This is a genomic window from Rummeliibacillus sp. TYF005 (assembly GCF_003844195.1).
In the GTDB taxonomy this organism is placed as follows: Bacteria; Bacillota; Bacilli; order Bacillales_A; family Planococcaceae; genus Rummeliibacillus.
Genome location: NZ_ML122542.1, coordinates 177,710 through 204,031, shown reverse-complemented (window position 1 = coordinate 204,031; position 26,322 = coordinate 177,710). Strand labels below are relative to the sequence as shown.

Genomic DNA, 26,322 nt, shown 5'->3' with positions numbered 1-26,322 from the left:
TTCTTGTAATTCATCAAAATTTAGAGCCTTTATCTCCGTATTCTTCAAGTAACTCTGCAAATGATTTATTTTTTTCGATTTGTTTTTTCTCAAATGCAAGCTGTGCTGCTTTTTCTTCTTGTTGTTTTTGTTCTTTTGCAACTAATTCTTTTTTTGCAAGCTTCAACTTAGCTAATACATCACCATTGAGCTGATCTTGAAGAGTTACTTTTTCTTCTTTATCGACTAAATTTGACTGATTTTGGTTTATTTGTTTTCTCTTTTTCTTTGCCATACCATTCTTCTCCCCTACATAACATAAACGAAACATGCTCCATATGATATATTTTCCTCAATTTTAATACTGAATCATACACTTATCAATAGTTAACAAACTTTAATCATAGGATATAGTAAAAACATTTTTTCTTAAATCGGCTTTCACCTTTTCATCTAACCCACTATAAGTATAGAAAGGAATGCTGTTTATGTTAAACTTACCTAATCAAGTAACAATTATTGAAGTTGGTCCTAGAGATGGCCTTCAAAATACACAACATATCATCCCCACTATTCAAAAACTCAATTTTATCCATAGCCTACAAGATGCTGGTATTAAAGAAATGGAAATCACTTCTTTTGTTTCGCCTAAATGGGTACCTCAAATGGCAGATCATACAGATATCGTGATGAATGTAAATAAAATAGGAAAACAGTATGTATTGGCTCCAAATGAGATAGGAATTCAAAAAGCTCTTTCTTTAAATTCCAAGGCAATAGCAGTTTTCGTTGGAGTAAGTAATACATTCAACAAAAAGAATATAAATCAAACGACACTTGAATCGATGAATACTTTAACTCCTATTATCAAAGACTTAAAAAAAGAGGGCGTCTTTGTTCGTGCATGTATTTCTACAGCATTTTATTGTCCATACGAAGGCGGGATTTTTCCGGAAGATACTTTAGCACTTTGTAGACAATTTGTAGATTTAGGTGTCGATGAATTAAGTGTTGCAGATACAATCGGAATGGCGAACCCAGTAGAAAGCTATTCTCTTTTTTCCTTACTAAAACAAGAATTACCCAACGTATTATTAACGGCTCATTTTCATGATACTCGTCAAATGGCCTTAGCTAATATTTTCGCATCACTTCAAGCTGGTATCAATCGATTTGATAGCTCGGCAGGAGGGTTAGGTGGTTGTCCTTTTGCTAAAGGTGCAACAGGCAATGTAGCTACAGAAGATGTAGTCTTTATGCTTGAACAAATGGGTATTCAAACAGGAATAGATATACAAAAAGTATGTAAATCCTTAAAACATTTGCAACCCTTTTTAAAAGAGGAAATTTCAAGTGCGCAGTATAAATTATATCAACAAAGATAGAAAGTGGTGATGCGTATGAAGAAACGATTTGTTTGGATTTTTGGTCTATTTACAGGAATTGTAGGAGCGATTGTCACAATAATTGGATATATTATCACAAGTAGAATTATATATATTAAGAAAAAAGACGATAATTTTATATTAGAACGTGAAAAAAAGGCATTACGATACGATGAAAAGTGGTACGCTACGGTAGAAAAAGAATACTTGAATATCGATTCACCTAATGGATATACGATAAAAGGTATTTACTTTAAACCATTAAATACTTCAAATACAATGATTGTATGTCATGGCGTAACTGAAAACAAGGTAAATTCTATAAAGTATGTACGATTATTTGAACGTCTCGGTTTTAATACGGTAGTTTATGATCATAGGAGGCATGGAGAAACAGGGGGCGAAACAACAAGTTACGGTTATTATGAGAAATTTGACTTACAAGCAGTTTTACACCACATAAAAGAGCAACTTGATAACAACGCAGTAATTGGTGTTCATGGTGAATCTATGGGTGCTGCAACAACATTATTATACGCGGGCACTTTAGAAGATGAAGCTGATTTTTATATTGCTGATTGCCCTTACTCAGACTTTTCAGAACAGCTTTACTACCTTCTTACAAAACAAACACCATTTAGAAGTACATTGGCTGTAAGACTAGCTGACCTATTTTTACGTTTACGTGAAGGTTATTGGTTAAAAAATATTGCACCACGCACTGCAGTAACGAATATTAAAAAACCTGTTCTTTTTATTCACAGTCTACCAGATGACTTTATCTTACCAGGTATGACAATTGAATTATATCGATTGAAGAATGGTCCCAAGACTTTAAAGTTATTTGAAGAAGGTGAGCATGCCCAATCTTTTAATAAGAACCCTCAAGAATATGAGGAAACGGTAAGAAGTTTCCTTCAAGAATACATTTTAAACCTAGATAAAAAATAGCACTCATCTGAGTGCTATTTTTTTATTTATTGCTTAATTTATTCATTTGATTCATCATTTGTTTGATTTGTTTTTCAGATGGTTTACGTCCCATTTGAGTCATCATCATACGTAACATTTGTTCGTTAATAGGTGGATTTTCTTTTAAATACTTCATCATATATTGACGAGCGATAAAGAATCCTCCAACTAATCCTACGATTAATGCTACTACTATTAAAGTAATCGCTAATGCAGTATTCACTTGTGTTCCTCCTCTAAAATTCGCATACGAGAAAAATATCTCCAAAGAGGATTATACAATAAAAACTATCCCGATACTACTATTTATCGGATTTATCCTACATTTAACGGGTACATGGAATAACTAAATTTTTAAATTTAATTTGCCAGCACTGAAAATTTAGGCGGTTTTAACCATCCGCATTCCATTTCATTTTTGTTAAAACCGATAAAACCTGTACTAAATTTCGATAATGTTGCAAACAAATCTAATTCTAGCATTCGTGATCCTACACAAGTTACGACCATATAATATGGCTGAATTTCAATATGTAGATCTCCTTTAAACTCATTTGCCAAAAATATTTCATGATTTTTCATTTCAATAGTCGAAAAATTATTGGTCAAATATTGCCCTATAAATTCTTCAATCTCTTCTACTGGCAATAGCTCACATAAATAAGCTAATTCTTGTGAAGGATAAAAAGTGTTTTCTTCAGACTTTAAATCATTGATCAATTCGAATAATAATCGTTCTCTCCCGTACACAAATGACTGATGCTTTTTTTTGACATGAAAGATTGAGTAAACACGCATCTATTGCCACTCCTTTCCGTTCTTTCAAGTAATTATACCTTGAACATATCAAATATTTTGTCAATTTGAACTGTAAATAATCCACTTTCTTTGTCAAAAAACAAAAAGTAGAGGCTAATCACCTCTACTTTTTAAAATACTTTAAATTCTTTGTTGTAAATCTTTCGTCGAAATCGATTACCATTCCGAAAAAGTTCTCTCATTCAAATGAAATATGCTTTAAATAACAACATTTTTTAAAGTGGTTATTTCGTTAATAATGCTTTCGTTTTTGCGACAACATTTTCGACTGTAAAGCCGTATTCTTTCATGACTGTTTCACCAGGAGCACTTGCACCAAAACGATCAATAGCAAGGACGTCTCCTTCAAATCCAGTGTATTTATGCCAACCAAATGATGAAGCCATTTCAATTGCTAAACGTTTTTTGACTGTTTTTGGCAATACGCTTTCTTTGTATGCTTTGTCTTGTTCTTCAAAGCGTGCAAAGTCTGGCATAGATACAACTGTTACGTCGATTCCTTCTTTTGCAAGTTCTGCTTTAGCTTGAACTGCCAATTGTACTTCTGAACCTGTTGCAAGAAGAAGTGCATCTGCCACCTCTTTTTTAGCTTTTGCTACAACATAAGCACCTTTTGCTACACCTTCGTAAACAGTTTGTACATCAACATCAAGAACTGGTAAGTTTTGACGTGACAATACTAATGCTGTTGGGCGATTTTCAGATGAAACGGCAAGTTTCCATGCTGCTGCTGATTCATTTGCATCTGCTGGGCGAATAACAGATAGATTTGGCATTGCACGTAAAGCAGCTAGTTGTTCGATAGGTTCATGTGTTGGTCCATCTTCTCCAACTGCAATAGAGTCATGTGTAAAGACATAAGTTACTGGTAGACCCATAAGAGCTGCAAGTCGAACTGCTGGACGTACATAATCAGAGAATACGAAGAATGTACCCCCAAAGACATTCACTCCGCCATGTAATGCCATACCATTAAGGGCTGCACCCATTGCAAACTCACGCACACCAAACCAAATATTACGTCCTTCGCGATCAGTTGCTGAGAAATCTCCAGCACCTTTAATAGTTGTTTTATTAGAACCAGCTAGGTCAGCACTTCCCCCGAAGAATGCAGGGATTTTCTTAGCTAATGCATTGATCACTTCTCCAGAAGAAGAACGAGTCGCAATTGACTTACCTACTTCAAAAGTTGGGATTTCAGCATCAAAATCAGCTGGAAGTTTACCAGAGATAGCTTGTTCTAATTGAGAAGCTAGATCAGGATACTCTTCTTTATAAGATGAGAATTGTGCATTCCAAGCTGATTCTGCATCTTCTCCTTGTACTTTTGCTGCTTGCTTAAATGTTTCATACACTTCTTCAGGAACAAAGAAGTCATCATTTTCCCATTCGTAAGCTTGTTTAGTTAAGACTACTTCGTCCGTACCAAGTGGTGAACCATGTGAAGCTGATTTACCAGATTTGTTCGGTGAACCAAATCCAATTACAGTTTTTACTTCGATTAAAGTTGGTTGACCTTTATGTGCTTTTGCTTGTTCGATTGCAGCGTTAATCGCTTCAATGTCATTACCATCTTCTACTCTCAAATAATTCCAACCATATGCTTTAAAGCGTTCTGCTGTATTATCTGAGAATGATTTATTTAAATCTCCATCTAAAGAGATGTCATTACTATCATAAAGAACAATTAGTTTTTCTAATTGTAAATGACCTGCAAGTGAAGCTGCTTCTGCAGAGACACCTTCCATCAAGTCTCCATCGCCACAAAGTGCAAATGTATAGTGATTGATAATATCATTGTTTGGTTTATTGTAGACGCCAGCTAAATGTGCTTCTGCCATTGCCATTCCGACTGCCATTGAAATACCTTGTCCAAGTGGACCAGTAGTTGCTTCTACGCCAACAGTATGGCCATATTCTGGGTGTCCTGGTGTTAATGAACCCCATTGACGGAAGTTTTTAATCTCTTCCATTGGTAAATCATAACCACCTAAATGTAGTAAGCTATATAATAACATTGAACCATGTCCTGCTGATAACACAAATCGATCACGGTTAAACCATTTAGGGTTTTTAGGATTGTGGTGTAATTGTTTTGTCCAAAGTGTATAAGCCATTGGAGCTGCACCCATTGGAAGACCTGGATGACCAGAGTTTGCTTTTTCAATTGCATCGATAGATAAAGTACGGATTGTATTAATTGCAAGCTGATCTGCTTGTACAGTCATGAATAGACATCCTTTCTAAAAGCAAAATTTAATTCAATTTAAGTGTAGTCAACATTATAAGATAAAACAATGCTTTTTGAGCATTTGTTTTGTTAATTTAATGGTTTGTTTCTTTTTTGGATTGCTTTTACTTTTTCCGGTGTCACTTCATCGCCATTCGGATCGAATACGCGAACATTTTCAATTGTTTTTCGCATCGAAGAACGGAACGCATCTAAATATTCTTTACGAAGAGCAGTTTGTTCTTTTGCTTCTTCGACAGTTAAACCTGATTCTTTGGATTTTTTTGATAAATAATTTATACGTTGAATTTTCTCTTTTGGTAACAAGTAAAACACACCTTTCATAAATACATTAATTTAAAGGTATGAAAAAAAAGCTTCAAGCGCAAGCTTAAAGCTTCATATATTCACAAATTATATGAATTTATTATAATATCTTATTAATAACAAAAAAATCAATCTAAATTTATCAATAGATAAATAGCAGTTCCCCATATAAACAATGCAGATAGTTTGTTGAAAACAATAAATACTTTCCCTGAAATATGTAATTTTTTTAAATAGGCTCCTGTGATTGTTAAACTAAAAAACCATACCCAAGAAACTCCAACACTAGCGGTTGCAAACAGAATTTGATCTATCCCCTTGTATTTTAATGCGCTTGTCCCTATCACACCTACCGTATCAAGAAGCGCATGGGGATTTAGCAAAGAAACAGATAATGCAAAAAGGATTTGCTGTTTTATCGGAAGAGCTCGTCCCTCCTCTAGGTTAGTCACTCCCACCGAACTCCATATAACCTTTCCCATATAACATAAAAAAAGTATGCCACTGATCAATAGGATCAATCGAATCCATTCAAATTGCAAAACAATGATGGATAGGCCAAAAACTGCTAAAAAAATTAATAATGTATCACAAAGTGCTGCAGCTAGAGTTGCAGGTAAAGCCTTATATATATTTGGTTGTGTAACACCTTGTGAAAAAACAAAAATATTTTGAACGCCTAATGGTAAAATTAATCCGAATGCTAAAATGATTCCGTGTACAAATGCTTGCATCGTTCAACACCCTTTCTTTCTACTATCGTACTATGTTATATAAATTATAAAAGGTCCAATTGGTTGGGATTTTACCCACCCAATTTTCGAAAGGGGATTGACGTTTTTGTGGAAACCAAATCGCAACTCATCGAGTAGTTTACACCATCAAATTATAAATTGGATTACGAATCAAATTAATACCGGTAATTGGGTGGTAGGAACAAAACTCCCTACTCAACGACAGCTTGCTTTACAATTTGAAGTTAATAGAAGCACGATTCAACAGGCTTTAGATGAATTAAAAGCAGATGGTATTATAGAAGCTAAAAGGGGAGCAGGCGTATTTGTTGCGAATAATTCTTGGAATCTATTAGCGAAGAAGCAGCAACCTAATTGGCAAAGGTATATTGACGAAAGCATTCATAAACCTAATTATCGTACGATCCAATTAATAAATGAATATGAACAGGAAGATTCCATCATTCGATTAGGAACAGGGGAAATTTCTCCTAACTTATTACCAACAAAGGAACTGTTAGAATCACTTCAGAATCTTTCACTAACTGGAAAGGATATAGGTTATTCTTCGCCACAGGGGCACGAAGAATTACGCATTGCCGTCTGCCAACATGTAAAAAAGAGAGGTATTGCAACTACACCTGACAATATTCTTATTGTTTCAGGTGCACTACAAGCTCTCCAGCTAATGGCAGTGAGTCTCTTTGAACCAGGGTCGATTGTTTTCCAAGAACCCATTTCGTATCTAAATTCTATTCATCCATTTCAATCATATGGTATCCAAATGAAATCGATCAAACGCGATGCCGCTCTCTCAACAACACTATATTCATTGAAAAAGCATCGTCAAACTATTTACTATACTGTACCAACTCTGGATAATCCAACAGGAAAAGTTTGGTCTACTGAAGAAAAGAAACGATTTTATGAAATATGTACATCACTCCAAATACCAATTTTAGAAGATGATGTTTACGCTGACTTGTTATTTGAGACTGACAGTCATTCTATAAAATCTTTTGATTCTTCTGGACAAGTGATTTATATCAGTAGCGTTTCAAAAACGTTAAGCCCTGGATTAAGAATTGGATGGATTATTGGCCCTACTCCTGTTATAAAAAGATTAACAGATATAAAAATGCAAATGGATTATGGATCAAGCGCAATTTCGCAGAAAATTGTAACCTATTGGTTAACTTCAGGGTTATATCAAAAACATTTGGTTGAATTGAAGTCACAGTTAAAATCGCGTGCTAATTTTATGATATCTATACTGTCTGAGTACTTCCATTCAATTGCTACTTGGGAAAGTCCAAAGGGCGGGTTCTATATTTGGCTTAAATACAATAAACCAATTGTTACAAGAGAATTATTTTTGAAGGTTTTGAAAAGAAATGTATTGGTCAATCCGGGGTATATTTATGACACAGAAGATTCAACCCATATACGTTTATCCTATGCGTATGCATCTTTGGACGAATTGAAATATGGATTAATGATTTTATATGAAGAAAGTATTTTAGCCATAAAAGCAGCAGACTTCTATAAATAGAAATTCTGCTGCTTTTATAATTTATCATTTTATTTGTTCAAGGTTTTCTTCATATTCTTTAAAACGCCTATGAACTGTAGCTTTGCTTATTTGAAAACCTAATCCTTTTAAAGTAGCTGTTATTTCTTCAAAGGTCATTCCTGTTTGTCTTAAATTGACGATTTGCTCAATAGGTGCATCAATTCTTTCTCTTCCTTCAGGGTTGCCACGGTCTTTCAAATTATTTTCTGGTCTATAGCCATTTTCTACAGCTCTTCTCATGCCTCGACGTATTTTAGCATTATGTAGTTTCCGCTGATACTCTTCAACTAGTGCTAATATTTCAAGGAGCATCGTGTCCATTTCATTTAACTTCAGATTTCCAGAATCACTTAAAGTGAATATATCAACATTCATCTTTTTCAATAAATGCAAAACTGCCATTCGTCCATTACCACGTCCTAAACGTGTTTCATCCTGAACAAATAAGGTTGGAATGTTATATTCCTTCATATATTCCAATAAATCTAATAAGCCTTCTCTCTCAATATCATACCCACTATGTCTATCAGTAAACACTTCCACTACTTCATATCCTTTTTCTTTTGCGAAGGATTTTAATTCAATTTCTTGTCTCTCGATTGAAGTGTCTTGGGTTTCTTTTTCTGTGCTTACCCGACAGTATATTACTGCTTTTTCATTCATCATTTTTTGTCACTCGCCAATTCTATCCTTTTTTCTGTCATCTTAGTTTGTTTATTTTCAGGAATAACTAAAGTATGACCAGCAATAATTTTATCGTCAATTATATTGTTCTCACTTTTTACTAGACGAACCCATTCTTCGTTAGATAAATCGCCTTTGTGCTGGTTAGCCAAAGACCAAAGTGTATCTCCTTCATGTACTTTAATATTTGTATATGTTGTTGTATCTCTATAAGTTATAAGTAAAATGATCATAGCAATAAACGCAAAAACAAGAAGTAATGTTGTATTTTGATTTCTTTTAATCCAATTCATATAAATCTTCCTTTCATCGAATATTTGTTCGGAATGTATGTTCTCAATATAATACGAACGTTTGTTTTTGTCAAATATGTTTTCGAACTTATGTTTGCACTATTTGTTCGGTAATGCTATACTAATTTTAATAATTAGCAGAATACTAAGATAAGAGGTGATTGGATTGAAAAAAGTATCGAAAAGACAAGAAGATATTCTAGAATTTATCAAAGAAGAAGTTCGTACAAAAGGATACCCACCTTCCGTCCGAGAAATTGGTGAAGCTGTTGGTTTAGCATCAAGCTCTACAGTTCACGGACATTTAAATAGACTTGAAAGCAAAGGCCTTATTCGTCGGGATCCAACAAAACCTCGTGCTATTGAAATTTTGGACCAAGACAACATTTCAAAACAAGGTGTTATTCATGTTCCTCTAGTTGGTAAAGTAACAGCAGGTATGCCAATTACTGCTATCGAAAATATTGAAGAATACTTCCCTATTCCAGATTCTTACGGAACTTCCGATGACAATATTTTTATGCTTGAAATTATGGGTGAATCTATGATTGAAGCTGGCATTTTAGATGGCGACTATGTCATTGTGAAACAACAAGCTTCTGCGAATAATGGTGATATTATAGTTGCCATGACCGAAGAAAATGAAGCTACCGTAAAACGATTCTATAAAGAAGAAGGTTATTTCCGTCTTCAACCTGAAAACTCTTCGATGGATCCAATTATTGTAGAGAATGTTTCTGTACTCGGTAAAGTAGTAGGCTTATATAGAAACGTTAACTAGTAAACCATATGAAAAAGCATTCGAATCTATTCCTAATTTGATAGATTTGAATGCTTTTTTAGTTAGATCAAATCAGTGAAGCTAATAAAGCTAAATATTGCTCTTAATAAAAAAACCTTGCACAAATTGTGCAAAGCATAAAAAAACAAACGCTGGAGTCTAACTAATTAAAAAAGAGAAACCTAATTGAAGGTTTCTCTTTTTTAGATACTTCTAAAACTAACTAATTTTAAAAAATTAAAGTTTTACAATGTTTGCAGCTTGTGGTCCGCGTTGGCCTTGTTCAACTTCGAATTCAACTTTTTGGCCTTCTTCTAAAGATTTGAAACCTTCTNGTTCAACTTCGAATTCAACTTTTTGGCCTTCTTCTAAAGATTTGAAACCTTCTCCTTGGATTGCTGAGAAGTGAGCGAATACGTCTTCTCCGCCTTCAACTTCGATGAAACCGAAACCTTTGTCTGCGTTAAACCATTTTACTGTACCTTGTGTCATTTAAATGACCTCCATTATAAATTTATTAATATATAAGCTTTTTAAAAGAAAAAAATTCACATATTACAAAAAGTACCGAACAAACACGATTACTCTTTGTAATATGCGAATTCTACTTTTTTCCTATAAAGGACTTTATTAATTTAATTATATACTATAAATAATCATTTGTCTAATATTAGAAAAACATATTGTATACTAAACTATTTCTCTAAAGTTCTTTTCTTTAGCTTTAAGTATCATCTATGATATAACGCTAATGAATATATGCAAAAGCAACGAAATAATTAATTGTAAAAATTCCGTGGTAAAAAAATGCGGTAACATTCAATTTTGCTTATCACGAATCAAAATTCATGGTAAAAAGAAAAAGCGTTGAGGCTCAAAGCCCCAACGCTTTTAAATATTCTTAATACATTTTCATGTATTGATCGCGTTCCCATTGGTGTACTTGTGTACGGAACATATCAAATTCGATTTCTTTTGCTTCACGGAAGTTTGCGTAGATATGAGCACCAAGAGCTTCTTGGATTACTTTATCTTCTGCAAGTGCAGCAAGTGCGTCATTTAAGTTAGCTGGTAAGTTACCGATACCTGCTTCTACGCGTTCTTCAGCATTCATAACATAGATGTTACGGTCTACTGCTGGTGGTGGTGTAAGTTGTTGTTCGATACCATTTAAACCTGCTTCAAGGATAACAGCCATAGCTAAGTATGGGTTAGCAGCTGGGTCAACTGAGCGTACTTCGATACGAGTAGATAGACCACGAGAAGCTGGGATACGGATTAATGGTGAACGGTTTTGAGCTGACCATGCAACGTAGCAAGGAGCTTCATAACCTGGTACTAAACGTTTGTAAGAGTTTACTGTTGGGTTTGTTACAGCAGTGAAACCTTTTACATGTTTTAATACGCCAGCCATGAATTGGAAAGCAGTTTCACTTAGTTGTAAATCTGCAGATTCATCATAGAATGCATTTTCTTTACCTTTGAATAGTGAAACGTTACAGTGCATACCTGAACCATTTACACCAAATAAAGGTTTTGGCATGAATGTCGCATGTAAACCATGTTTACGAGCGATTGTTTTAACAACCAATTTGAATGTTTGGATATTATCACATGCTTCAACAGCATTTGCATATTTGAAGTCGATTTCGTGTTGACCAGGAGCAACTTCATGGTGAGAAGCTTCGATTTCAAAGCCCATTTCTTCAAGTTCTAATACGATATCACGTCGGCAGTTTTCACCAAGGTCTGTTGGAGCTAAATCGAAGTAACCACCGTGGTCATTTAGTTCAAGAGTTGGTTCGCCTGCTTCATCTAATTTGAATAGGAAGAATTCTGGTTCAGGTCCTAAGTTAAAGCTTGTGAAGCCCATATCTTGCATACGTTTAAGAACTCGACGTAAGTTGTTACGTGGGTCACCTTCAAAAGGAGTGCCATCTGGACGGTATACATCACAAATGAATCGACATACTGCACCTTTATCTACAGTCCATGGGAAAACGATAAAAGTATCTAAGTCAGGATATAAGTACATATCTGATTCTTCAATTCGTACGAAACCTTCGATAGAAGAACCATCGAACATCATTTTATTATCAAGTGTTTTTTCCAATTGGCTAACTGGAACTTCAACGTTTTTGATAGTACCTAAGATATCAGTGAATTGTAATCGAATAAATTTTACGTCTTTTTCTTCTACAAGTTTACGAATATCATCTTTTGTGTATTTACCCACACTAATCACTCTCCTATTTATATATGAAAATTTTATATGACTCGATTCATTTATAAGAAGAATCGAGATAAATCACCTTGTCTAATAGAACTTTTTTGCATTCTTTGTGCTTGTTGCATTTCTTCTCTTAGAATACGTCTTAAATCATCATCTGTTATATCTGTTTTTGGGTTTGCCACTACTGGCTCATTCTTCATTGCGAAGACTTTTTTAATACCTGCCATGTTAATGCCTTGATCAAGTAAATCTTTAATCTCTAATAAAACATCAACATCGTTTAATGAAAACATTCGGCGATTGCCTTCTGTTCTAGCAGGTGTGATAAGCTCATGTTCTTCGTAATAACGAATTTGTCGAGCAGTTAAATCAGTTAGTTGCATCACTATACTGATTGGTAGCAAAGGCATGGTCTTACGTATTTCTTTACTCATTTCCTTCACCTTACCTTTCACAAGATTTATGATACACGATGTTAGTATTCTTGTCAACACCATGTGAGAATTAGTTACATACATTTTAAACTATTAAAAAAAGCCCGTCAACAATGAGTTTCCAAGCTTTTTTAAATACAAGTGATGTGACTTTCTAAATTTTCGAATTTTTCTGAATAATAGTAATTCATTACACAATTATGGACAACTGAAATTGGAGGATTGCTTCTCCAATTTCAGTTGTCCTTTTAAATTCCAAATATCAAATAATGTCCTATAATATTTAGTTTTTTATTACTTTTGTAAATTTTGTACTGCATTTAGTATTGCATATTTTACATGTTCATATGTTAGTCCACCTTGTACATATGCTGTATATGGAGGACGAATTGGACCATCAGCTGACAATTCAATGCTTGCACCTTGTACGAATGTACCTGCTGCCATAATTACATCATCTTCGTAACCAGGCATTGGTGCTGGTTGGGGAGCAAATTGAGCATTGACTGGTGAATTTGCTTGAATAGATTGACAGAATTGAATCATTTGTTCTGGTGTATTAAATGAGACAGATTGTATTAAATCTGTACGTTTTGCATCATAACGTGGTGATGGTTTCATACCAATCTCTTCTAATGTAGCCGCAGTAAAGATGGCTCCTTTTAATGCTTGTGCCACTACATGAGGTGATAAGAAGAATCCTTGATACATGTCAAGTAGAGCATTTAAAGAAGGGCCGGCTTCTGCTCCAATCCCTGGTGATGTCATACGATATGAGCATTGTTCTACATATTTTGCTTTACCTGCGATGTAGCCACCAACTTTTGCAAGGCCACCGCCAGGATTTTTGATCAAGGAACCTGCCATTAAATCGGCACCAAGTTCTGTTGGTTCTACAGCATCGACAAACTCACCATAACAATTATCTACGAATATGATGACATCTTCTTTAATCGCACGAATATTTTTGATCATATCTGCAATTTGATCAATGGTAAATGAAGGGCGTGTTGCATAACCTTTTGAACGTTGAATGGCAATCACTTTTGTTTTAGCTGATACTACTTTTTTAACTTTTTCCCAATCAACATCTCGGTCGTCAATTAAATCAACATGTTGGTAACTTATATTAAAGTCTTTTAACGAACCTGTGTCTTTATCTCCACCATCAACTATGGATTGTAATGTATCATATGGTTTCCCCGTAATATAGATAAGTTCATCCCCTGGACGGAGAACACCGAAAAGACTAAGCGTAATCGCATGTGTACCTGAAATAATTTGTGGTCTTACAATAGCAGCCTCTGCCCCAAATGTTTCGGCATATACACGTTCTAATGTATCACGTCCTTCATCATCATAACCATAGCCAGTTGATGGATAGAAGTGACTTTCACTTACATTATTATTTCGAAAAGCAGAGAGTACTTTTTGTTGGTTGTAAAACGCCATTTCATCTGCCTTATCAAAGTAAGGTTTCACTTTCTCCTCTATTTTTTTGGCTAGGGCCATTGTTTCTTCTGTTAAGTTGGACATATATGCCATTTTTATCGACTCCATTTCTAAATTAAGTCCTCTTTAATCTTATCAATTCTTTCTTAAACGTCAACTATACGTACTCTTCGCTAACCCTACCCTTATGATTTACAAATATCTCAACAAATTTGGAAAGAAAAAATGCTCTTCCTCCATTTTATGGAGAAGAGCATTTTTCCCTATAATATGTGAAAAGGTAATTTAACAAAAAGTTGCAAAGTCATAAAATTAGAACTCTAATTCCCCTTGCCAAGCACTCATGCCGCCTTCCATATTAGTTACGTCATAGCCTTCACCTGATAAATACGAGCAAGCACTAAAACTACGGCCCCCTGCATGACATACAAAGATGTATGGGGTATTTTTGTCCAATTCTTCTTTTCTTTCGGGTATTTGTCCCAATGGAATATGAATCGCTCCTGGAATAACACCATTAGCTACTTCCTCATCTTCACGAACATCTACAATATGTAAATCTTCATTGGCATCTAATTTTTCTAATACTTCTTCAGGGGTAATAGTTTTCATAAGAATTCCTCCAATTTAAATATATATAAAGTATATATGGGATTTTCTAATCTTGCTAGTGACTTCTCTTTCAATGTTTGCCAAATAAACTCACAATAATTATTTCAACTAGAAAAGGGGAAGCCCCATAAGTAGAAAACTCATGGGACTTCCCCTCATTTCTATAACAAATATCTAATATGAAATATTGCTTTGCATGGTCGAATCAAGTCTACCAACCTCTACATATAGAATGGCGTGCTATTCTAGACGACGCCTTCGTACCCATAATTCAGATTATTCAGCTTCTTGTTGTTGCAAATCAACGGATTTAGATGGTGCGAACGTTGAGATTGCATGTTTGTAAATCAAATGTTGTTTCCCGTCTACCTCGAGTAATACAGTGAAATTGTCGTATGAACGAATTGTCCCTTTTAACTGAAATCCATTTAATAAGAAGACGGTAACAAATATACCGTTTTTACGCAATTGGTTTAAATACATATCTTGCAAATTCATTGACTTCATGAAGATCCCCCTTAAGCTAATAATAGTATTGTATATTCGCTTTTTTTAGTGAATTCCCTTTATTTTTGTAAAATATTATCAATTATTTTTATTGTACCCAATTGTGCGTCATACCATTCAATATTCATCTTATTACGGAAATATGTGAGTTGTCTTTTCGCATATCGACGTGAATTTTGTTTTAGTTGTTCAATAGCTTCTTGCAATGATACGTTGCCTTCTAAATAAGCATAAATCTCTTTATATCCAATTGCTTTTATAGATTGAACATCTCTTATTCCTCTATTATATAATCCTTTAACTTCTTCTAATAATCCCTTTTCCATCATTAGATCAACTCTTTTGTTAATACGCTCATATAAGCGTTCGCGGTCCATATTTAGACCAATGATTCGATGTTTATATAGCGGTCGATCTCCTAGATGTTGATTTTCATCTGATTTTTGAATTCCACTATGTTCTGCCATTTCTAACGCACGAATAACACGCCGAGTATTATTTGGGTGAATAGTAGCTGCTGTTTTAGGATCAATTGCAGCAAGTTTTTGGTGCATCGCCTCTGGTCCTATTTCTGCTAATTCTTTGTAATAATTATCTCGAATTGTTTGATCAACTTTTTCCTCTGTAAAACGATAATCAAATAAAACAGATTGAATATAAAGTCCCGTTCCACCAATAATGATTGGAAATTTACCCTTTGCCTTTATCTCGTCAATTTTTGCGCGGACTAACTTTTGATAGTCTGCAACTGAAAAAGATTCTGTTGGTTCCTTTATATCTAATAAATGGTGAGGAATTCCTTCCATTTCTTCATTTGTAATTTTCGCTGTACCAATATTCAAATCTTTATAAACCTGCATTGAATCACCATTGATAATTTCCCCGTTAATGACCTTAGCAAGTTCAATACTTAGTGCAGTTTTCCCAACAGCTGTCGGTCCTACTATTGCAATCACATCTAACTCTTGTTGTAACATTATTTTTTCTCCAACCATTTTAATATCGTTTGTATGCATAGGATTATTCATTTGCAAAATGTGTTGCATCGAATAATAATTCTTCTAATTCTTTGCGATATTGTTGTTCTTCCCCTGGTACATAGTGTAAATATTTGCTCATTAGTTGAATAACAGCGTCTTTATATTTTTTTACACTGTCTATATCAAAGAACATTCTTGAAGAACGTCGTACAAAGAAATCTGCTGGTGTATAAGCCATTTCGTATTGCATTGCATAAATTAGCTGTGCATGTAAATCTAATGGTAATTGAGTTGTTTTTTCATGAACGTTTAGTGTATGGATAATTCGATATAAATGGTCAATATTTGTGCCATATTTACGTACTAATTGATATCCTTCTTCCAAAGATAATCCATAGCGAGTACCTTCTTGAGCCTTATATTGTACATACGCATCAAAATTTTGAGAATTAATACCTTTAGCTCCTGAAAGGGCCAATTCTGCGGTTATACAGGGTCCCGCTTTTTTAAATAGCTTGCGTTTTACAATCTGATTAACAATTTTTTCAGCCATTTTACGATAACCAGTTAACTTACCTCCAGCAATTGTTAGTAGTCCTGATGGCGATTCCCATACCTCATCCTTTCTTGATATTTCGGATGGGTCTTTCCCTTCTTCATAAATAAGAGGGCGCACACCAGCCCAACATGATTCAATATCTTGTTTAGAAACTTGAACGTCAGGGAACATGTAGTGGATTGTATCAACTAAATATTCAATATCTTCATCTGTGGCAATAGGTTTAAGCGGGTTATCTTCATAAAAAGTATCCGTTGTTCCGACATACGCTTTTCCATCACGAGGAATCGCAAAAACCATTCGTTTATCAGGTGTATCAAAATAGACGGATTGTTGTAATGGGAATATTGATTGATCTATTACAATATGAACGCCTTTTGTTAAGCGTAATTTTTTGTTGTTATTAATCGTATCTTTTTGACGAATTGTATCAACCCACGGCCCAGTCGCATTGACGACTGCATTCGCTTGAATGGTCCAAGTTTTTTGAGAAATTTGATCACGTACAACTGCACCGACTACTTTTTGATCTTCATATTCAAATTCTTCGACTTTAGCATAGTTTAAGCATATTGCACCAAGTTCGACCGCTTTTTTCAATACTTCAATTGTTAATCGGGCATCATCTGTGCGGTATTCAACATAATAGCCGCCACCTTTAAGGTCTTGCTGTTTTAATAACGGCTCTTTTAGCAATGTTTCCTTAGAATTTAACATTTTACGTCTTTCAGTTTTTTTGACTCCAGCTAAATTATCATACATTTTCAATCCAATTGATGTTGACAAAGGTCCAAATGTGCCACCTTTATAAAAAGGTAATAACATCCATTGTGGTGTAGTAATATGCACACCATTCTCATAAACAATTTCTCTTTCTCTACCTGTTTCTTTTACAACATCAACTTGCAATTGTTTTAAATAACGTAAACCTCCATGCACTAGTTTTGTAGATCGACTAGATGTACCTGCAGCAAAATCTTGCATATCTACTAATGCTACTGATAACCCTCGAGATACTGCATCTAGCGCTATACCAGCACCGGTAATACCTCCACCAACAACTAAAACATCAAATGAATAATCATTTAAAGTTTGAATAACTTGATCTCTCTTTGCAGCTGAAAACATTTTGAATCCTCCTCTGACCTTTACTCATTACATTACACGTTTAAACATTTTTTCAATTTCATACGTTCTAAAATGAACAATTACTGGTCTACCATGTGGACAAGTAAATGGATTTACCCTTGTTTTTAAATCTTGTAATAATCTTTCCATTTGAGTCTTATCTAAATAGTGATTTGCTTTTATCGAACGTTTACAACTCATCATTATAGCAGCTGCTTCTCGAAGTTTTTTTATATCCGTTTTACGTTCTTTTAAGACCTGTTCGATTAATTCTTCAATAATTTCTGATTCAAAGTCTTTTGGAAACCATGTTGGATATTCACGTACTACAAATGAGTTTTGACCGAATTCTTCAAGATAAACGCCTACTTCTTCTAAAGCTTTTTTGTTTTCCTTTAATGTTAATGCTTCGTCAGCAGAATAGTGGAAAGTTAATGGCAATAAAAGTGTTTGACGCTCATCAGCATTTACCTCTCCGACCTTCTCTTTAAAATATTCATATTTTATACGTTCTTGTGCAGCATGCTGATCAATTAAATAAAAGCCATCTTCACTTTGTGCAACAATATAAGTCCCATGAATTTGCCCTACAATTTCAAGTTCTGGAAATGGATCTTTAGGTGTTTCAGTTGGGACGATTTCTTCAATTTCTTCATCCTTTGAATTTGTTGACCAAATATCTTGCGTTTCTTCGCTTATTTTATTGATCCCTTGCGACTCTTTAATTTCTTCCCAGCTTTCTTCTACTGTAAAACCTTTTTCTGATTCTGGGTGATTTATTATTTCATCTTGAAGATTAGAAGAAATGGGTTCACTTAAATTTTCGGCTTGTTTAGGTTTTTCGTTGAACTGTGGCATATTCGTCGTATTATAATTAATCGTTTTCCAGAAATTAATCTGCTCTGTAGATGGTGCAGCTTTTTTCTTTTTTTGGGCAATTTCAGGTGCTTGCATTGAATTACGAATAGCTTTATGCAAAGACTGCTCAATTAGCTGCATTAAATCCGCTTCCTTACTCAAGCGAATTTGCTGCTTTGCAGGATGTACATTGACGTCTGTCAAAAATGGATCCCCTTCAATATGAATAACTGAAATTGGGAATCTACCAATAGGTAAAAACGTATGGTAAGCATCGATAATTGCCTTTTGTATAGTGTAATGACGAACCCAACGTCCATTGACAAATATGGACATATAATTTTTGGATGCACGTGTGATTTCCGGTATAGTTGCATAGCCAGAAATCTTATAATCTTTAGACTCTCCTTCAAAATGAACCATTTTTTTGGCATTTGCAACCCCATAAATGGCTGCAAGAACATGACGTAAATCTCCACGCCCGTTTGTTTGTAAAAGTTCATGATCATGATGTGTCAGTTTAAATGCGATATTCGGATAACAAAGCGCTAAACGATTCATCAAGTCAATAGTATGCCCAAGTTCGGTCTGAATTGTTTTCATATATTTTAAACGTGCAGGTGTATTAAAGAAGAGTTGAGAAACTGTTATATCCGTACCCTTTCGAAGAGAACCTGGTTTCTTTTCAATTACATGACCGCCTTCAAGATGAACTTCTATGCCATCTTCTCCATTCGATGTGATTAAATCTACTTTCGATACAGAGGCAATACTCGCTAATGCTTCGCCGCGGAAGCCAAGAGTTCGAATACGAAATAAATCATGTTCATTATTTATCTTACTAGTGGCATGACGTTGGAAAGATACTAAAGCATCATCTTCGTCCATACCACAGCCGTTATCTATGACTTGAATAGAAGTCATTCCAGCTTCTTCTAATACTACTTCAATAGATGTACTTCCTGCATCAATTGCATTTTCGACTAATTCTTTCACAACAGAGGAAGGGCGCTCAACCACTTCACCTGCTGCAATTTTATTGGACAAAAATTCATCCATTATATGAATATGTCCCATATTAAGCATCTCCTATTTTTGTAATAACGATTGCTGTAACGCATAAACAAGTTGTAATGCATCCATAGGTGTTGTTCCTGATATATTTAATCGTTTTAACTGATCAAGAACTTCTTTTTCGACAGTTGATAGTTCAGTCGCCAATTTTTCTTTTTTAACCGGATCCGCCTCTTCAAAAAGAGAGAGTTGTGTGGCATTTTCTTCACGGACAGTTGACTCGTGAGATTTTGGAGTTTCTTCTTTCGGTATCTCTTTTTGGATAGAAACTGTAGCCGCAACCTCTTTATGACGAATAATTGGTTCTACATCTGAAGATTCAAATTCAGCCAATAAGACTCGCGCACGGTTAATAATAGGTTTTGGTAATTGTGCTAATTCTGCAACATGGATACCATAACTTTTATCTGCAGGACCTTTTTTAACTTTGTGCAAGAACACTACTTTACCGTCTTGTTCTGCTGCTGATACATGTACATTTTGAAGTCGCTCTAACTCATTTTCTAATGCTGTTAACTCATGGTAATGTGTTGAGAATAATGTGTTTGCCCCTATTTCGTTATGAATATATTCCATCATAGATTGTGCCAATGCCATACCATCATAAGTAGATGTACCACGACCGATTTCATCGAATAGTAATAGGCTATTAGCTGTCGCATTTGTAATGGCATGTTGTGATTCTAACATTTCTACCATAAAAGTACTTTGTCCACCTGCTAAGTCATCTGCAGCCCCTATTCGTGTGAAAATTTGATCGGTGATTGGAAGCTCTGCTTCGTCTGCTGGTACATAACAGCCCATTTGCGCCATTACTGTTATTAATGCCACTTGACGCATATACGTACTTTTACCAGACATATTCGGGCCTGTAATCAGCATCATGTTTTGAGCTGTATCTAGCACACAATCATTCGGTACATATAAGTTCTTATTAATCATTTTTTCCACAACAGGGTGACGACCATTGATAATTTTTAGCGCACGACCTTCATGGAATGTTGGTTTTGTAAAATGATACTTCTCAGTAACGACTGCAAAACTAGTAAATACATCTAGCTCACTAATATCAGATGCTAATGCTTGTAGACGAGGAATGAATTGTTTTAAGTACTCACGAATTTCTGTAAACAATTGATATTCTAGTTGTAGACTTTCTTCCTCTGCATTTAAAATAATAGCTTCTTTTTCTTTTAGCTCTCCTGTAATATAACGTTCAGCATTTGCTAAAGTTTGTTTGCGTTCATATCTCGTAAGGTCAACTAAGCCAATGTTAGACTTCGTTACTTCGATATAGTATCCAAATATTCGGTTATAACCTATTTTCAAGTTTTTGATGCCTGTTACTTCTCGTTCTTTTCGCTCTAGTTGTGCAATCCAGTCTTTTCCGTTTCGTGAAGCATAGCGTAATTCATCAAGTTTTTCATTGAAACCTTCACGAATCACATCCCCCTCTTTTATAGAAATAGGCGGATGATCCGTAATTGCGTTACTTAAATAGCTTTCTACATCATCACATAAATCTAAAGCTTGACCGAGTGGTACTAAATAGTCTTTTTTTGAATTTAATAGTAGCTCTTTTATAGCTGGAACTTGTCGTAATGATTCACGTAATTGAGCTAAATCACGACCACCAACACTACCAAAAGCTACCCGTCCTGCTAAGCGTTCTAAGTCGTAGACGTTTTTAAGTAATTCTTGTAGTTCAGTGCGTATAAAATATTCTTCTAACAAATCTGTTACAATATTTAAACGTTTTTCAATTGCATTGCGATTCGCTAATGGTTGATGTAGCCATTGTTTTAATTTTCTTCCGCCCATTGCTGTTGCAGTTTCATCAAGCAGCCATAGTAAAGTCCCTTTTTGTTCTCCACGTAATGATTGAATCAGTTCTAAATTACGTTTAGAGTTTGTATCAATATTCAAGTAATTTTTCACTTCATGATAGGAAAAAGGTTGAATATGTGAGAGTGAGCGCATTTGTGTACGTTCAATATAGTGAAGTAAAATTCGACAAGCTTCATGTAATTCTTGTGGAGCTTGTTTCAAATAGACAAAGCTATTTTCTTCTGTCATTCCTTCATTTTCAAGAGAAAGTACAATTGAATAAGTTTCAGCTAATTCTTGTATTTCTTCATATAGATCATTTTTAACTACTAATTCACGAATATTAAACGCCTGCAGTTGTTGGATTAAATCTTTTTTATCTCCTTCTACAAATGTAGTCGTCGATTCTCCTGTTGACAAATCCAGATAACAAAATGCAAACTCACTTTCTTTTAGTTTTGTAGCAGAGGCGATAAAGTGATTAGATTTTCCTTCAATCGCTTTACCTTCCATTATTGTCCCAGGTGTAATTAGTTGAATAACTTCTCGTTTTACAACACCTTTCGCCAATTTCGGGTCTTCTGTTTGTTCACAAATTGCTACTTTATAGCCCTTTTGAACAAGTGTTTCGATATAATTTTGTGCTGAATGGTAAGGTACCCCACACATTGGGATGCGTTCTTTCATTCCTGCATCTCTACTTGTCAATGTTATTTCTAAAAGTTGTGATGCCTTTAAAGCATCATCAAAGAACATTTCATAAAAATCTCCTAAACGGAAAAATAAAAAAGCATCTTGATAATCTGCTTTTACTTGTAAATATTGTTGCACCATTGGAGTGTAAGCCATTATATTCCCTCTCTTATGTTCCTATATCATATCTTTATTATAACAAATCAATGTCGAAAAATCGTTTTATAATGTATGATAGATTGTATTTTGAGAAGTCTCTTTTGTAGAAAAAAATAAATAAATACAAATTATTTATGAAACTTTGTCAAATAGATGACTATTATATTATTTCATCCGAATTCCTTTTATTAATTCTTTAAGTCCAGTAATATAGTATAGTAGGAAATATTTTTTCTGAAATATAATATCCAAAAGAAAATATTTTCGATATTCATGTTTTATATAAAGGAGATTAATCTAGCAATGGGAAAAATGGCTTATTATTTAGGCGTTGATATAGGTACTACTTGCACGAAGGCAGTACTTTTTGGTAACAAAGGGCAAGTTATCAGCATGCATCATGCTGGCTATCCATTGTACAGTCCTACCCCAAATGTTGCAGAACAAGACCCTGATGAAATTTTAGTTGCCGTCAAAGAAGCTATTCGCGTAGCTATTCAAAAAAGTAAGATTGATGTAAATACATTAAGACTTGTTTCGTTTAGTGCAGCCATGCATAGTGTTATTGCTATTGATAAAAACGGTAAACCTTTGACAAATTGCATCACTTGGGCAGATACTCGTGCGACAGATTGGTCAGAAAAAATCAAAAATGAAATGAATGGTCATGAAATTTATAGACGTACTGGAACCCCTATTCATCCAATGTCTCCACTTTGTAAAATTACTTGGTTACAACATGAAAAACCAGAGATTTTCCAAAAAACATTTAAATTTATTAGTATGAAGGAATATGTATTCCATGACTTTTTCGGTCGATATCTTGTAGATCACTCTATAGCTTCTGCTACTGGAATGTTCAACCTTAAGAATAACGATTGGGATGAAACCGCTTTAGAAGTAGCCGGGATTTCGTCCGACCAATTTTCTGAGCTTGTTCCAACTACGTATTTTTTAGATGGATTAAAGGAAGAAATCGTAGAGGAAATTGGAATTCCTTCAAACATTCCTTTTGTGATTGGTGCAAATGATGGAGTCCTATCAAACCTAGGGGTTAATGCGATAGATCCTGGTGTGGTCGCCGTAACAATTGGCACAAGTGGTGCTATACGTACAGTAACCGATCACCCTATAACAGATCCAAAAGGGCGTATTTTCTGCTATGTGCTTACCGACAAACATTGGGTAGTTGGTGGCCCGGTAAATAATGGTGGTATGACTTTTAGATGGGTACGAGATGAATTGGCCGCTTCCGAAGTGGAAACTGCTAAACGCTTAGGTATCGATGCTTATGATGTTTTAACTCGCATTGCATCAAATGTAAAACCGGGATCAGATGGCTTATTATTCCATCCTTATTTAGCAGGAGAACGCGCTCCATTATGGAATGCCAATGCTCGTGGATCGTTTTTTGGATTAGGTTTACATCATAAGAAAGAACATATGATTCGTGCAGTATTGGAAGGGGTTATTTTCAATCTCTATACTGTTTTTATCGCCTTACAAGAAGTTATTGGGATACCGAACAAAATTCAAGCTACAGGTGGATTTGCACGTTCTGAACTTTGGCGTCAAATGATGGCTGATATATTCAATCAAGAAGTTTCAGTTCCAGAAAGCTTTGAAAGTTCATGTCTTGGTGCAATTGTACTTGGTATGTATGCATTAGGTGAAATTGATGACTTCTCAATCATATCTGAATGGGTCGGTTCTACTCATATACACAATCCTATTGAAGAAAATGTTAATATATATATTGAACTAATCCCTATCTTTATTCGAATTTCACGTTTACTTGAGCAAGAGTATCAGGATATTACGAAATTCCAAGAAAAATGGGTAAAATAAGGATTAATTTAAAGATATCCAAATTGGAATTAGCGATATCCTTTTTAATTGAATCTTAATACCACACTTATGTGAATATATATTAAAAGTTCTAGTTCGGATTTTTCATGCTAAAACTCAGACTAAAAACAAAGCACCGAAAATTTCACTGATCGTAAAATTTTCGATGCTTTTCATTTTTCCAAGTTAGTTTTTTCCTAACCCTTATAAATCTTAATTTAATTATTTCTTTTCAACAGCATGACCACCAAATTCGTTACGGAGTGCTGCCACTACTTTCCCAGTAAATGTGTCTTCTTCTAAAGAGCGATAACGCATCATTAAAGCAAGTGTTGTCACAGGTACAGGTGCTTTTAACTCTAGAGCTGTTTCAACTGTCCACTTTCCTTCACCAGAAGAATGCATAACCCCTTTAATTTCATCAAGTTTTGGATCTTTAGAAAAAGCATTTTGTGTTAGTTCCATTAACCAAGAACGAATAACAGATCCATGGTTCCACATTTCAGCTACTTTTTCATAGTCATAGTCAAATGGACTTTTTTCAAGCACTTCGAATCCTTCTGCAATTGCTTGCATCATACCATATTCAATTCCATTATGAATCATTTTTAAGAAATGACCACTTCCTGTTTTGCCCGCATATAAGTATCCTTTATCTACACAAATGTCTTTGATAAATGGTTCGATTACCTTAAATGCTTGTTCTTCTCCACCAATCATCATACAAGCTCCATTTAAAGCTCCTGAAGTGCCTCCACTAGTACCGATATCCATGAAAAAGATGCCTTTTTGCTTTAAATCTTCTGCAAAACTAATAGCTTCTTTGTAATGCGAATTTCCTCCATCAATTAAAATATCTCCCGCTTCAAGCATTCCCTTTAATTGTTCAATTGTACTAATTGTAATCTCACCAGCTGGTACCATTAACCATATGACACGAGGTTTTGGAAGAGCATTAACTAATTCTTGTAACGATGAAAAAGTATTTCCACCTTCAGCTGTAAAGTTTTTTGCTGCCTCCTCATTAACATCAAAAGCTGATACTGTATGTTGATGTTTCATTAAATTTAATCCAAGATTATATCCCATTTTCCCTAATCCAACTAAACCAATATTCATCTTAAACGCTCCTCTTTTTTAACAAGTCTTAATCTAATTATACTAAAAATAATTTCATTTGTTAAAACAAATGAAGAAAATTTTTTTCTTATTTTTGAATATGCTATACTACAGGTACTATCATTATTTGAAAGGACTTCCTTTATGACTCAAAATACTATAAAAAAAATCAATTCTCTTTATCCTCGCTTAAGCGAAAAGGAAAAGAAAATTGCAGATTATATTCAAGAAGATCCCTCACGTATCATTAATAAGACTATTAATGAAGTATCTGCTGATTTAAATATTGCAGATGCAACGGTTTTCCGCTTTTGTAAGCGCTTAGGTTTTAAAGGCTACCAAGCAATGAAAATTGCATTAGCCTCTGAAGTAATTACCCCAATCCAACAAATTCATGAGGAAATATCAGATCAAGATAATGAAAAAACAATCTTCGAAAAAATTTTCAAATCAAATATACAAACACTTGAAAATACAATGCATATTTTAGATGAAACTTCTATTAATAAAACAGTAAAGTTAATGAATCAAGCAAAACATATTTATTTTTATGGTACAGGTGGTTCTTCCGTAATCGCTATGGATGCTTACCATAAATTTATTAGAACAGGTGTTAAATGTTTTGCTTTTATAGATTCACATTTCCAACTAATGTCCGCATCTCAATTATCAAAAGACGATTTAGCTATCGTAATCTCACATTCCGGCCGTAATCGAGATACACTTCAAATTGCTAAAACTGCAAAAGAAAATGGCGCTTCTGTAATCGCCATTACAGGATTTCCAAAATCACCGATTAGTCAATTAGCGCAAGTTGCACTTTATACAAGTTCAGAAGAGACTGAATATCGATCAGAAGCCTTATCTTCAAGAATTGGACAACTAAGTATCATTGATGCTCTATATGTTAACACGATGGTCCGACGAAAAGACATCGCCAACCCTGCACTAAAAAAAATGCGCCAGGCTATTTCACAAACCCGTATTTAAGAAAAAAAGGAGAAGATATTGTGTTATACACAATCTTCTCCTTTTTCATTCTTCCATTCTATTTTTCTAATA

Annotated in this window: 25 protein-coding genes and 1 pseudogene; 6 read left to right on the top strand and 20 right to left on the bottom strand. The window is 34.6% G+C overall.

The genetic code is table 11. From position 1 onward, the window contains the following. Positions 1–13 precede the first annotated feature (13 nt). Positions 14–274, bottom strand: coding sequence for a YqkE family protein (locus CW357_RS02895; protein ID WP_119416421.1), 261 nt, complete (start codon positions 272–274; stop codon positions 14–16). Between the two features lie 193 nt (positions 275–467). Between CW357_RS02895 and CW357_RS02890 the strand changes: the two genes are divergently transcribed. Both CW357_RS02890 and CW357_RS02885 read left to right on the top strand, forming a co-directional pair. Beyond that, on the top strand, positions 468–1,364 hold the full coding sequence (locus CW357_RS02890; RefSeq protein WP_119416420.1) for a hydroxymethylglutaryl-CoA lyase: 897 nt from the start codon (positions 468–470) through the stop codon (positions 1,362–1,364). A gap of 15 nt (positions 1,365–1,379) precedes the next feature. After that, the gene (locus tag CW357_RS02885; RefSeq protein WP_119416419.1) at positions 1,380–2,315 is read left to right on the top strand and encodes an alpha/beta hydrolase; all 936 of its coding nucleotides are present in this window, start codon (positions 1,380–1,382) and stop codon (positions 2,313–2,315) included. Between the two features lie 22 nt (positions 2,316–2,337). Here the strand turns inward: CW357_RS02885 and CW357_RS02880 are convergent, their stop codons facing one another. From CW357_RS02880 to CW357_RS02860, 5 genes are all read right to left on the bottom strand, one after another. Further along, positions 2,338–2,559, bottom strand: coding sequence for a YneF family protein (locus tag CW357_RS02880; RefSeq protein WP_119416418.1), 222 nt, complete (start codon positions 2,557–2,559; stop codon positions 2,338–2,340). Between the two features lie 137 nt (positions 2,560–2,696). Beyond that, complete coding sequence (sirA, locus tag CW357_RS02875) at positions 2,697–3,134, bottom strand: sporulation inhibitor of replication protein SirA (RefSeq protein WP_119416417.1); 438 nt, start codon at positions 3,132–3,134, stop codon at positions 2,697–2,699. Between the two features lie 245 nt (positions 3,135–3,379). Further along, positions 3,380–5,383, bottom strand: coding sequence for a transketolase (gene tkt / locus CW357_RS02870; protein ID WP_124217288.1), 2,004 nt, complete (start codon positions 5,381–5,383; stop codon positions 3,380–3,382). A 92-nt stretch (positions 5,384–5,475) separates the two neighbouring features. Continuing rightward, a complete protein-coding gene (locus tag CW357_RS02865; RefSeq protein WP_119416415.1) occupies positions 5,476–5,712 on the bottom strand; it encodes a DUF896 domain-containing protein in 237 nt (78 codons plus the stop codon). 128 nt (positions 5,713–5,840) lie between these two features. Then, positions 5,841–6,446, bottom strand: coding sequence for a LysE/ArgO family amino acid transporter (locus tag CW357_RS02860; protein WP_119416414.1), 606 nt, complete (start codon positions 6,444–6,446; stop codon positions 5,841–5,843). 106 nt (positions 6,447–6,552) lie between these two features. On the opposite strand from CW357_RS02860, the gene CW357_RS02855 reads away from it, so the two are divergent. Then, positions 6,553–7,998, top strand: coding sequence for an aminotransferase-like domain-containing protein (locus tag CW357_RS02855; protein WP_119416413.1), 1,446 nt, complete (start codon positions 6,553–6,555; stop codon positions 7,996–7,998). Positions 7,999–8,022: 24 nt separating this feature from the next. Here the strand turns inward: CW357_RS02855 and CW357_RS02850 are convergent, their stop codons facing one another. Further along, complete coding sequence (locus CW357_RS02850; RefSeq protein ID WP_124217287.1) at positions 8,023–8,685, bottom strand: YneB family resolvase-like protein; 663 nt, start codon at positions 8,683–8,685, stop codon at positions 8,023–8,025. Then, entirely contained in the window at positions 8,682–8,996 is a 315-nt protein-coding gene (locus CW357_RS02845) for a cell division suppressor protein YneA (RefSeq protein WP_119416411.1), read from the bottom strand. The genes CW357_RS02850 and CW357_RS02845 overlap by 4 nt, the downstream gene beginning before the upstream one ends. A gap of 166 nt (positions 8,997–9,162) precedes the next feature. On the opposite strand from CW357_RS02845, the gene lexA reads away from it, so the two are divergent. Then, complete coding sequence (gene lexA / locus CW357_RS02840) at positions 9,163–9,777, top strand: transcriptional repressor LexA (protein ID WP_119416410.1); 615 nt, start codon at positions 9,163–9,165, stop codon at positions 9,775–9,777. A 237-nt stretch (positions 9,778–10,014) separates the two neighbouring features. Here the strand turns inward: lexA and CW357_RS18520 are convergent. From CW357_RS18520 to mutS, 11 genes and pseudogenes are all read right to left on the bottom strand, one after another. Next, a pseudogene (locus tag CW357_RS18520) lies at positions 10,015–10,111 on the bottom strand (cold-shock protein); the annotation flags it as partial. Position 10,112: 1 nt separating this feature from the next. Next, a partial coding sequence (locus tag CW357_RS18515; RefSeq protein ID WP_241155039.1) for a cold-shock protein occupies positions 10,113–10,269 on the bottom strand: 157 nt, incomplete at its 3' end. Between the two features lie 409 nt (positions 10,270–10,678). Then, positions 10,679–12,013, bottom strand: a complete 1,335-nt coding sequence (glnA, locus tag CW357_RS02830) for a type I glutamate--ammonia ligase (protein WP_124217285.1) — start codon at positions 12,011–12,013, stop codon at positions 10,679–10,681. A gap of 50 nt (positions 12,014–12,063) precedes the next feature. Then, positions 12,064–12,444 (bottom strand): MerR family transcriptional regulator, encoded by a 381-nt coding sequence (locus tag CW357_RS02825; RefSeq protein WP_119417439.1) that lies wholly within the window; start codon positions 12,442–12,444, stop codon positions 12,064–12,066. A gap of 294 nt (positions 12,445–12,738) precedes the next feature. Then, the gene (locus CW357_RS02820) at positions 12,739–13,989 is read right to left on the bottom strand and encodes a methionine gamma-lyase family protein (RefSeq protein WP_119414370.1); all 1,251 of its coding nucleotides are present in this window, start codon (positions 13,987–13,989) and stop codon (positions 12,739–12,741) included. A 219-nt stretch (positions 13,990–14,208) separates the two neighbouring features. Continuing rightward, on the bottom strand, positions 14,209–14,508 hold the full coding sequence (locus CW357_RS02815; protein WP_119414369.1) for a rhodanese-like domain-containing protein: 300 nt from the start codon (positions 14,506–14,508) through the stop codon (positions 14,209–14,211). A gap of 276 nt (positions 14,509–14,784) precedes the next feature. Continuing rightward, a complete protein-coding gene (gene hfq / locus CW357_RS02810; protein ID WP_119414368.1) occupies positions 14,785–15,015 on the bottom strand; it encodes an RNA chaperone Hfq in 231 nt (76 codons plus the stop codon). Between the two features lie 59 nt (positions 15,016–15,074). Next, positions 15,075–15,992 (bottom strand): tRNA (adenosine(37)-N6)-dimethylallyltransferase MiaA, encoded by a 918-nt coding sequence (gene miaA, locus CW357_RS02805; protein WP_369973725.1) that lies wholly within the window; start codon positions 15,990–15,992, stop codon positions 15,075–15,077. A 43-nt stretch (positions 15,993–16,035) separates the two neighbouring features. After that, positions 16,036–17,682: a glycerol-3-phosphate dehydrogenase/oxidase gene (locus CW357_RS02800; RefSeq protein ID WP_119414367.1), complete on the bottom strand. Its 1,647-nt coding sequence runs from the start codon at positions 17,680–17,682 to the stop codon at positions 16,036–16,038. Positions 17,683–17,709: 27 nt separating this feature from the next. Next, the gene (mutL, locus tag CW357_RS02795) at positions 17,710–19,617 is read right to left on the bottom strand and encodes a DNA mismatch repair endonuclease MutL (RefSeq protein WP_124217284.1); all 1,908 of its coding nucleotides are present in this window, start codon (positions 19,615–19,617) and stop codon (positions 17,710–17,712) included. 12 nt (positions 19,618–19,629) lie between these two features. After that, positions 19,630–22,293, bottom strand: a complete 2,664-nt coding sequence (gene mutS, locus CW357_RS02790; protein ID WP_124217283.1) for a DNA mismatch repair protein MutS — start codon at positions 22,291–22,293, stop codon at positions 19,630–19,632. 312 nt (positions 22,294–22,605) lie between these two features. Between mutS and gntK the strand changes: the two genes are divergently transcribed. Further along, entirely contained in the window at positions 22,606–24,141 is a 1,536-nt protein-coding gene (gene gntK / locus CW357_RS02785; protein WP_124217364.1) for a gluconokinase, read from the top strand. Positions 24,142–24,363: 222 nt separating this feature from the next. Here gntK and gnd read toward each other — a convergent pair whose 3' ends face one another. Beyond that, the gene (gnd, locus tag CW357_RS02780; RefSeq protein ID WP_119414364.1) at positions 24,364–25,260 is read right to left on the bottom strand and encodes a phosphogluconate dehydrogenase (NAD(+)-dependent, decarboxylating); all 897 of its coding nucleotides are present in this window, start codon (positions 25,258–25,260) and stop codon (positions 24,364–24,366) included. Between the two features lie 144 nt (positions 25,261–25,404). Between gnd and CW357_RS02775 the strand changes: the two genes are divergently transcribed. Next, positions 25,405–26,250, top strand: coding sequence for a MurR/RpiR family transcriptional regulator (locus CW357_RS02775; RefSeq protein WP_124217282.1), 846 nt, complete (start codon positions 25,405–25,407; stop codon positions 26,248–26,250). Positions 26,251–26,322 lie beyond the last annotated feature (72 nt).

Coding starts and splice junctions, on each gene's coding strand:
- hfq (WP_119414368.1), bottom strand. CDS start 15,015: ATGAAGTCAATGAATTTGCAAGATATGTATTTAAACCAATTGCGTAAA.
- gnd (WP_119414364.1), bottom strand. CDS start 25,260: ATGAATATTGGTTTAGTTGGATTAGGGAAAATGGGATATAATCTTGGA.
- gntK (WP_124217364.1), top strand. CDS start 22,606: ATGGCTTATTATTTAGGCGTTGATATAGGTACTACTTGCACGAAGGCA.
- CW357_RS02895 (WP_119416421.1), bottom strand. CDS start 274: ATGGCAAAGAAAAAGAGAAAACAAATAAACCAAAATCAGTCAAATTTA.
- mutL (WP_124217284.1), bottom strand. CDS start 19,617: ATGGGACATATTCATATAATGGATGAATTTTTGTCCAATAAAATTGCA.
- CW357_RS02845 (WP_119416411.1), bottom strand. CDS start 8,996: ATGAATTGGATTAAAAGAAATCAAAATACAACATTACTTCTTGTTTTT.
- CW357_RS02885 (WP_119416419.1), top strand. CDS start 1,380: ATGAAGAAACGATTTGTTTGGATTTTTGGTCTATTTACAGGAATTGTA.
- CW357_RS02800 (WP_119414367.1), bottom strand. CDS start 17,682: ATGTTTTCAGCTGCAAAGAGAGATCAAGTTATTCAAACTTTAAATGAT.
- miaA (WP_369973725.1), bottom strand. CDS start 15,992: ATGTTACAACAAGAGTTAGATGTGATTGCAATAGTAGGACCGACAGCT.
- CW357_RS02860 (WP_119416414.1), bottom strand. CDS start 6,446: ATGCAAGCATTTGTACACGGAATCATTTTAGCATTCGGATTAATTTTA.
- tkt (WP_124217288.1), bottom strand. CDS start 5,383: ATGACTGTACAAGCAGATCAGCTTGCAATTAATACAATCCGTACTTTA.
- CW357_RS02775 (WP_124217282.1), top strand. CDS start 25,405: ATGACTCAAAATACTATAAAAAAAATCAATTCTCTTTATCCTCGCTTA.
- sirA (WP_119416417.1), bottom strand. CDS start 3,134: ATGCGTGTTTACTCAATCTTTCATGTCAAAAAAAAGCATCAGTCATTT.
- CW357_RS02825 (WP_119417439.1), bottom strand. CDS start 12,444: ATGAGTAAAGAAATACGTAAGACCATGCCTTTGCTACCAATCAGTATA.
- CW357_RS02850 (WP_124217287.1), bottom strand. CDS start 8,685: ATGATGAATGAAAAAGCAGTAATATACTGTCGGGTAAGCACAGAAAAA.
- CW357_RS02820 (WP_119414370.1), bottom strand. CDS start 13,989: ATGGCATATATGTCCAACTTAACAGAAGAAACAATGGCCCTAGCCAAA.
- CW357_RS02890 (WP_119416420.1), top strand. CDS start 468: ATGTTAAACTTACCTAATCAAGTAACAATTATTGAAGTTGGTCCTAGA.
- CW357_RS02815 (WP_119414369.1), bottom strand. CDS start 14,508: ATGAAAACTATTACCCCTGAAGAAGTATTAGAAAAATTAGATGCCAAT.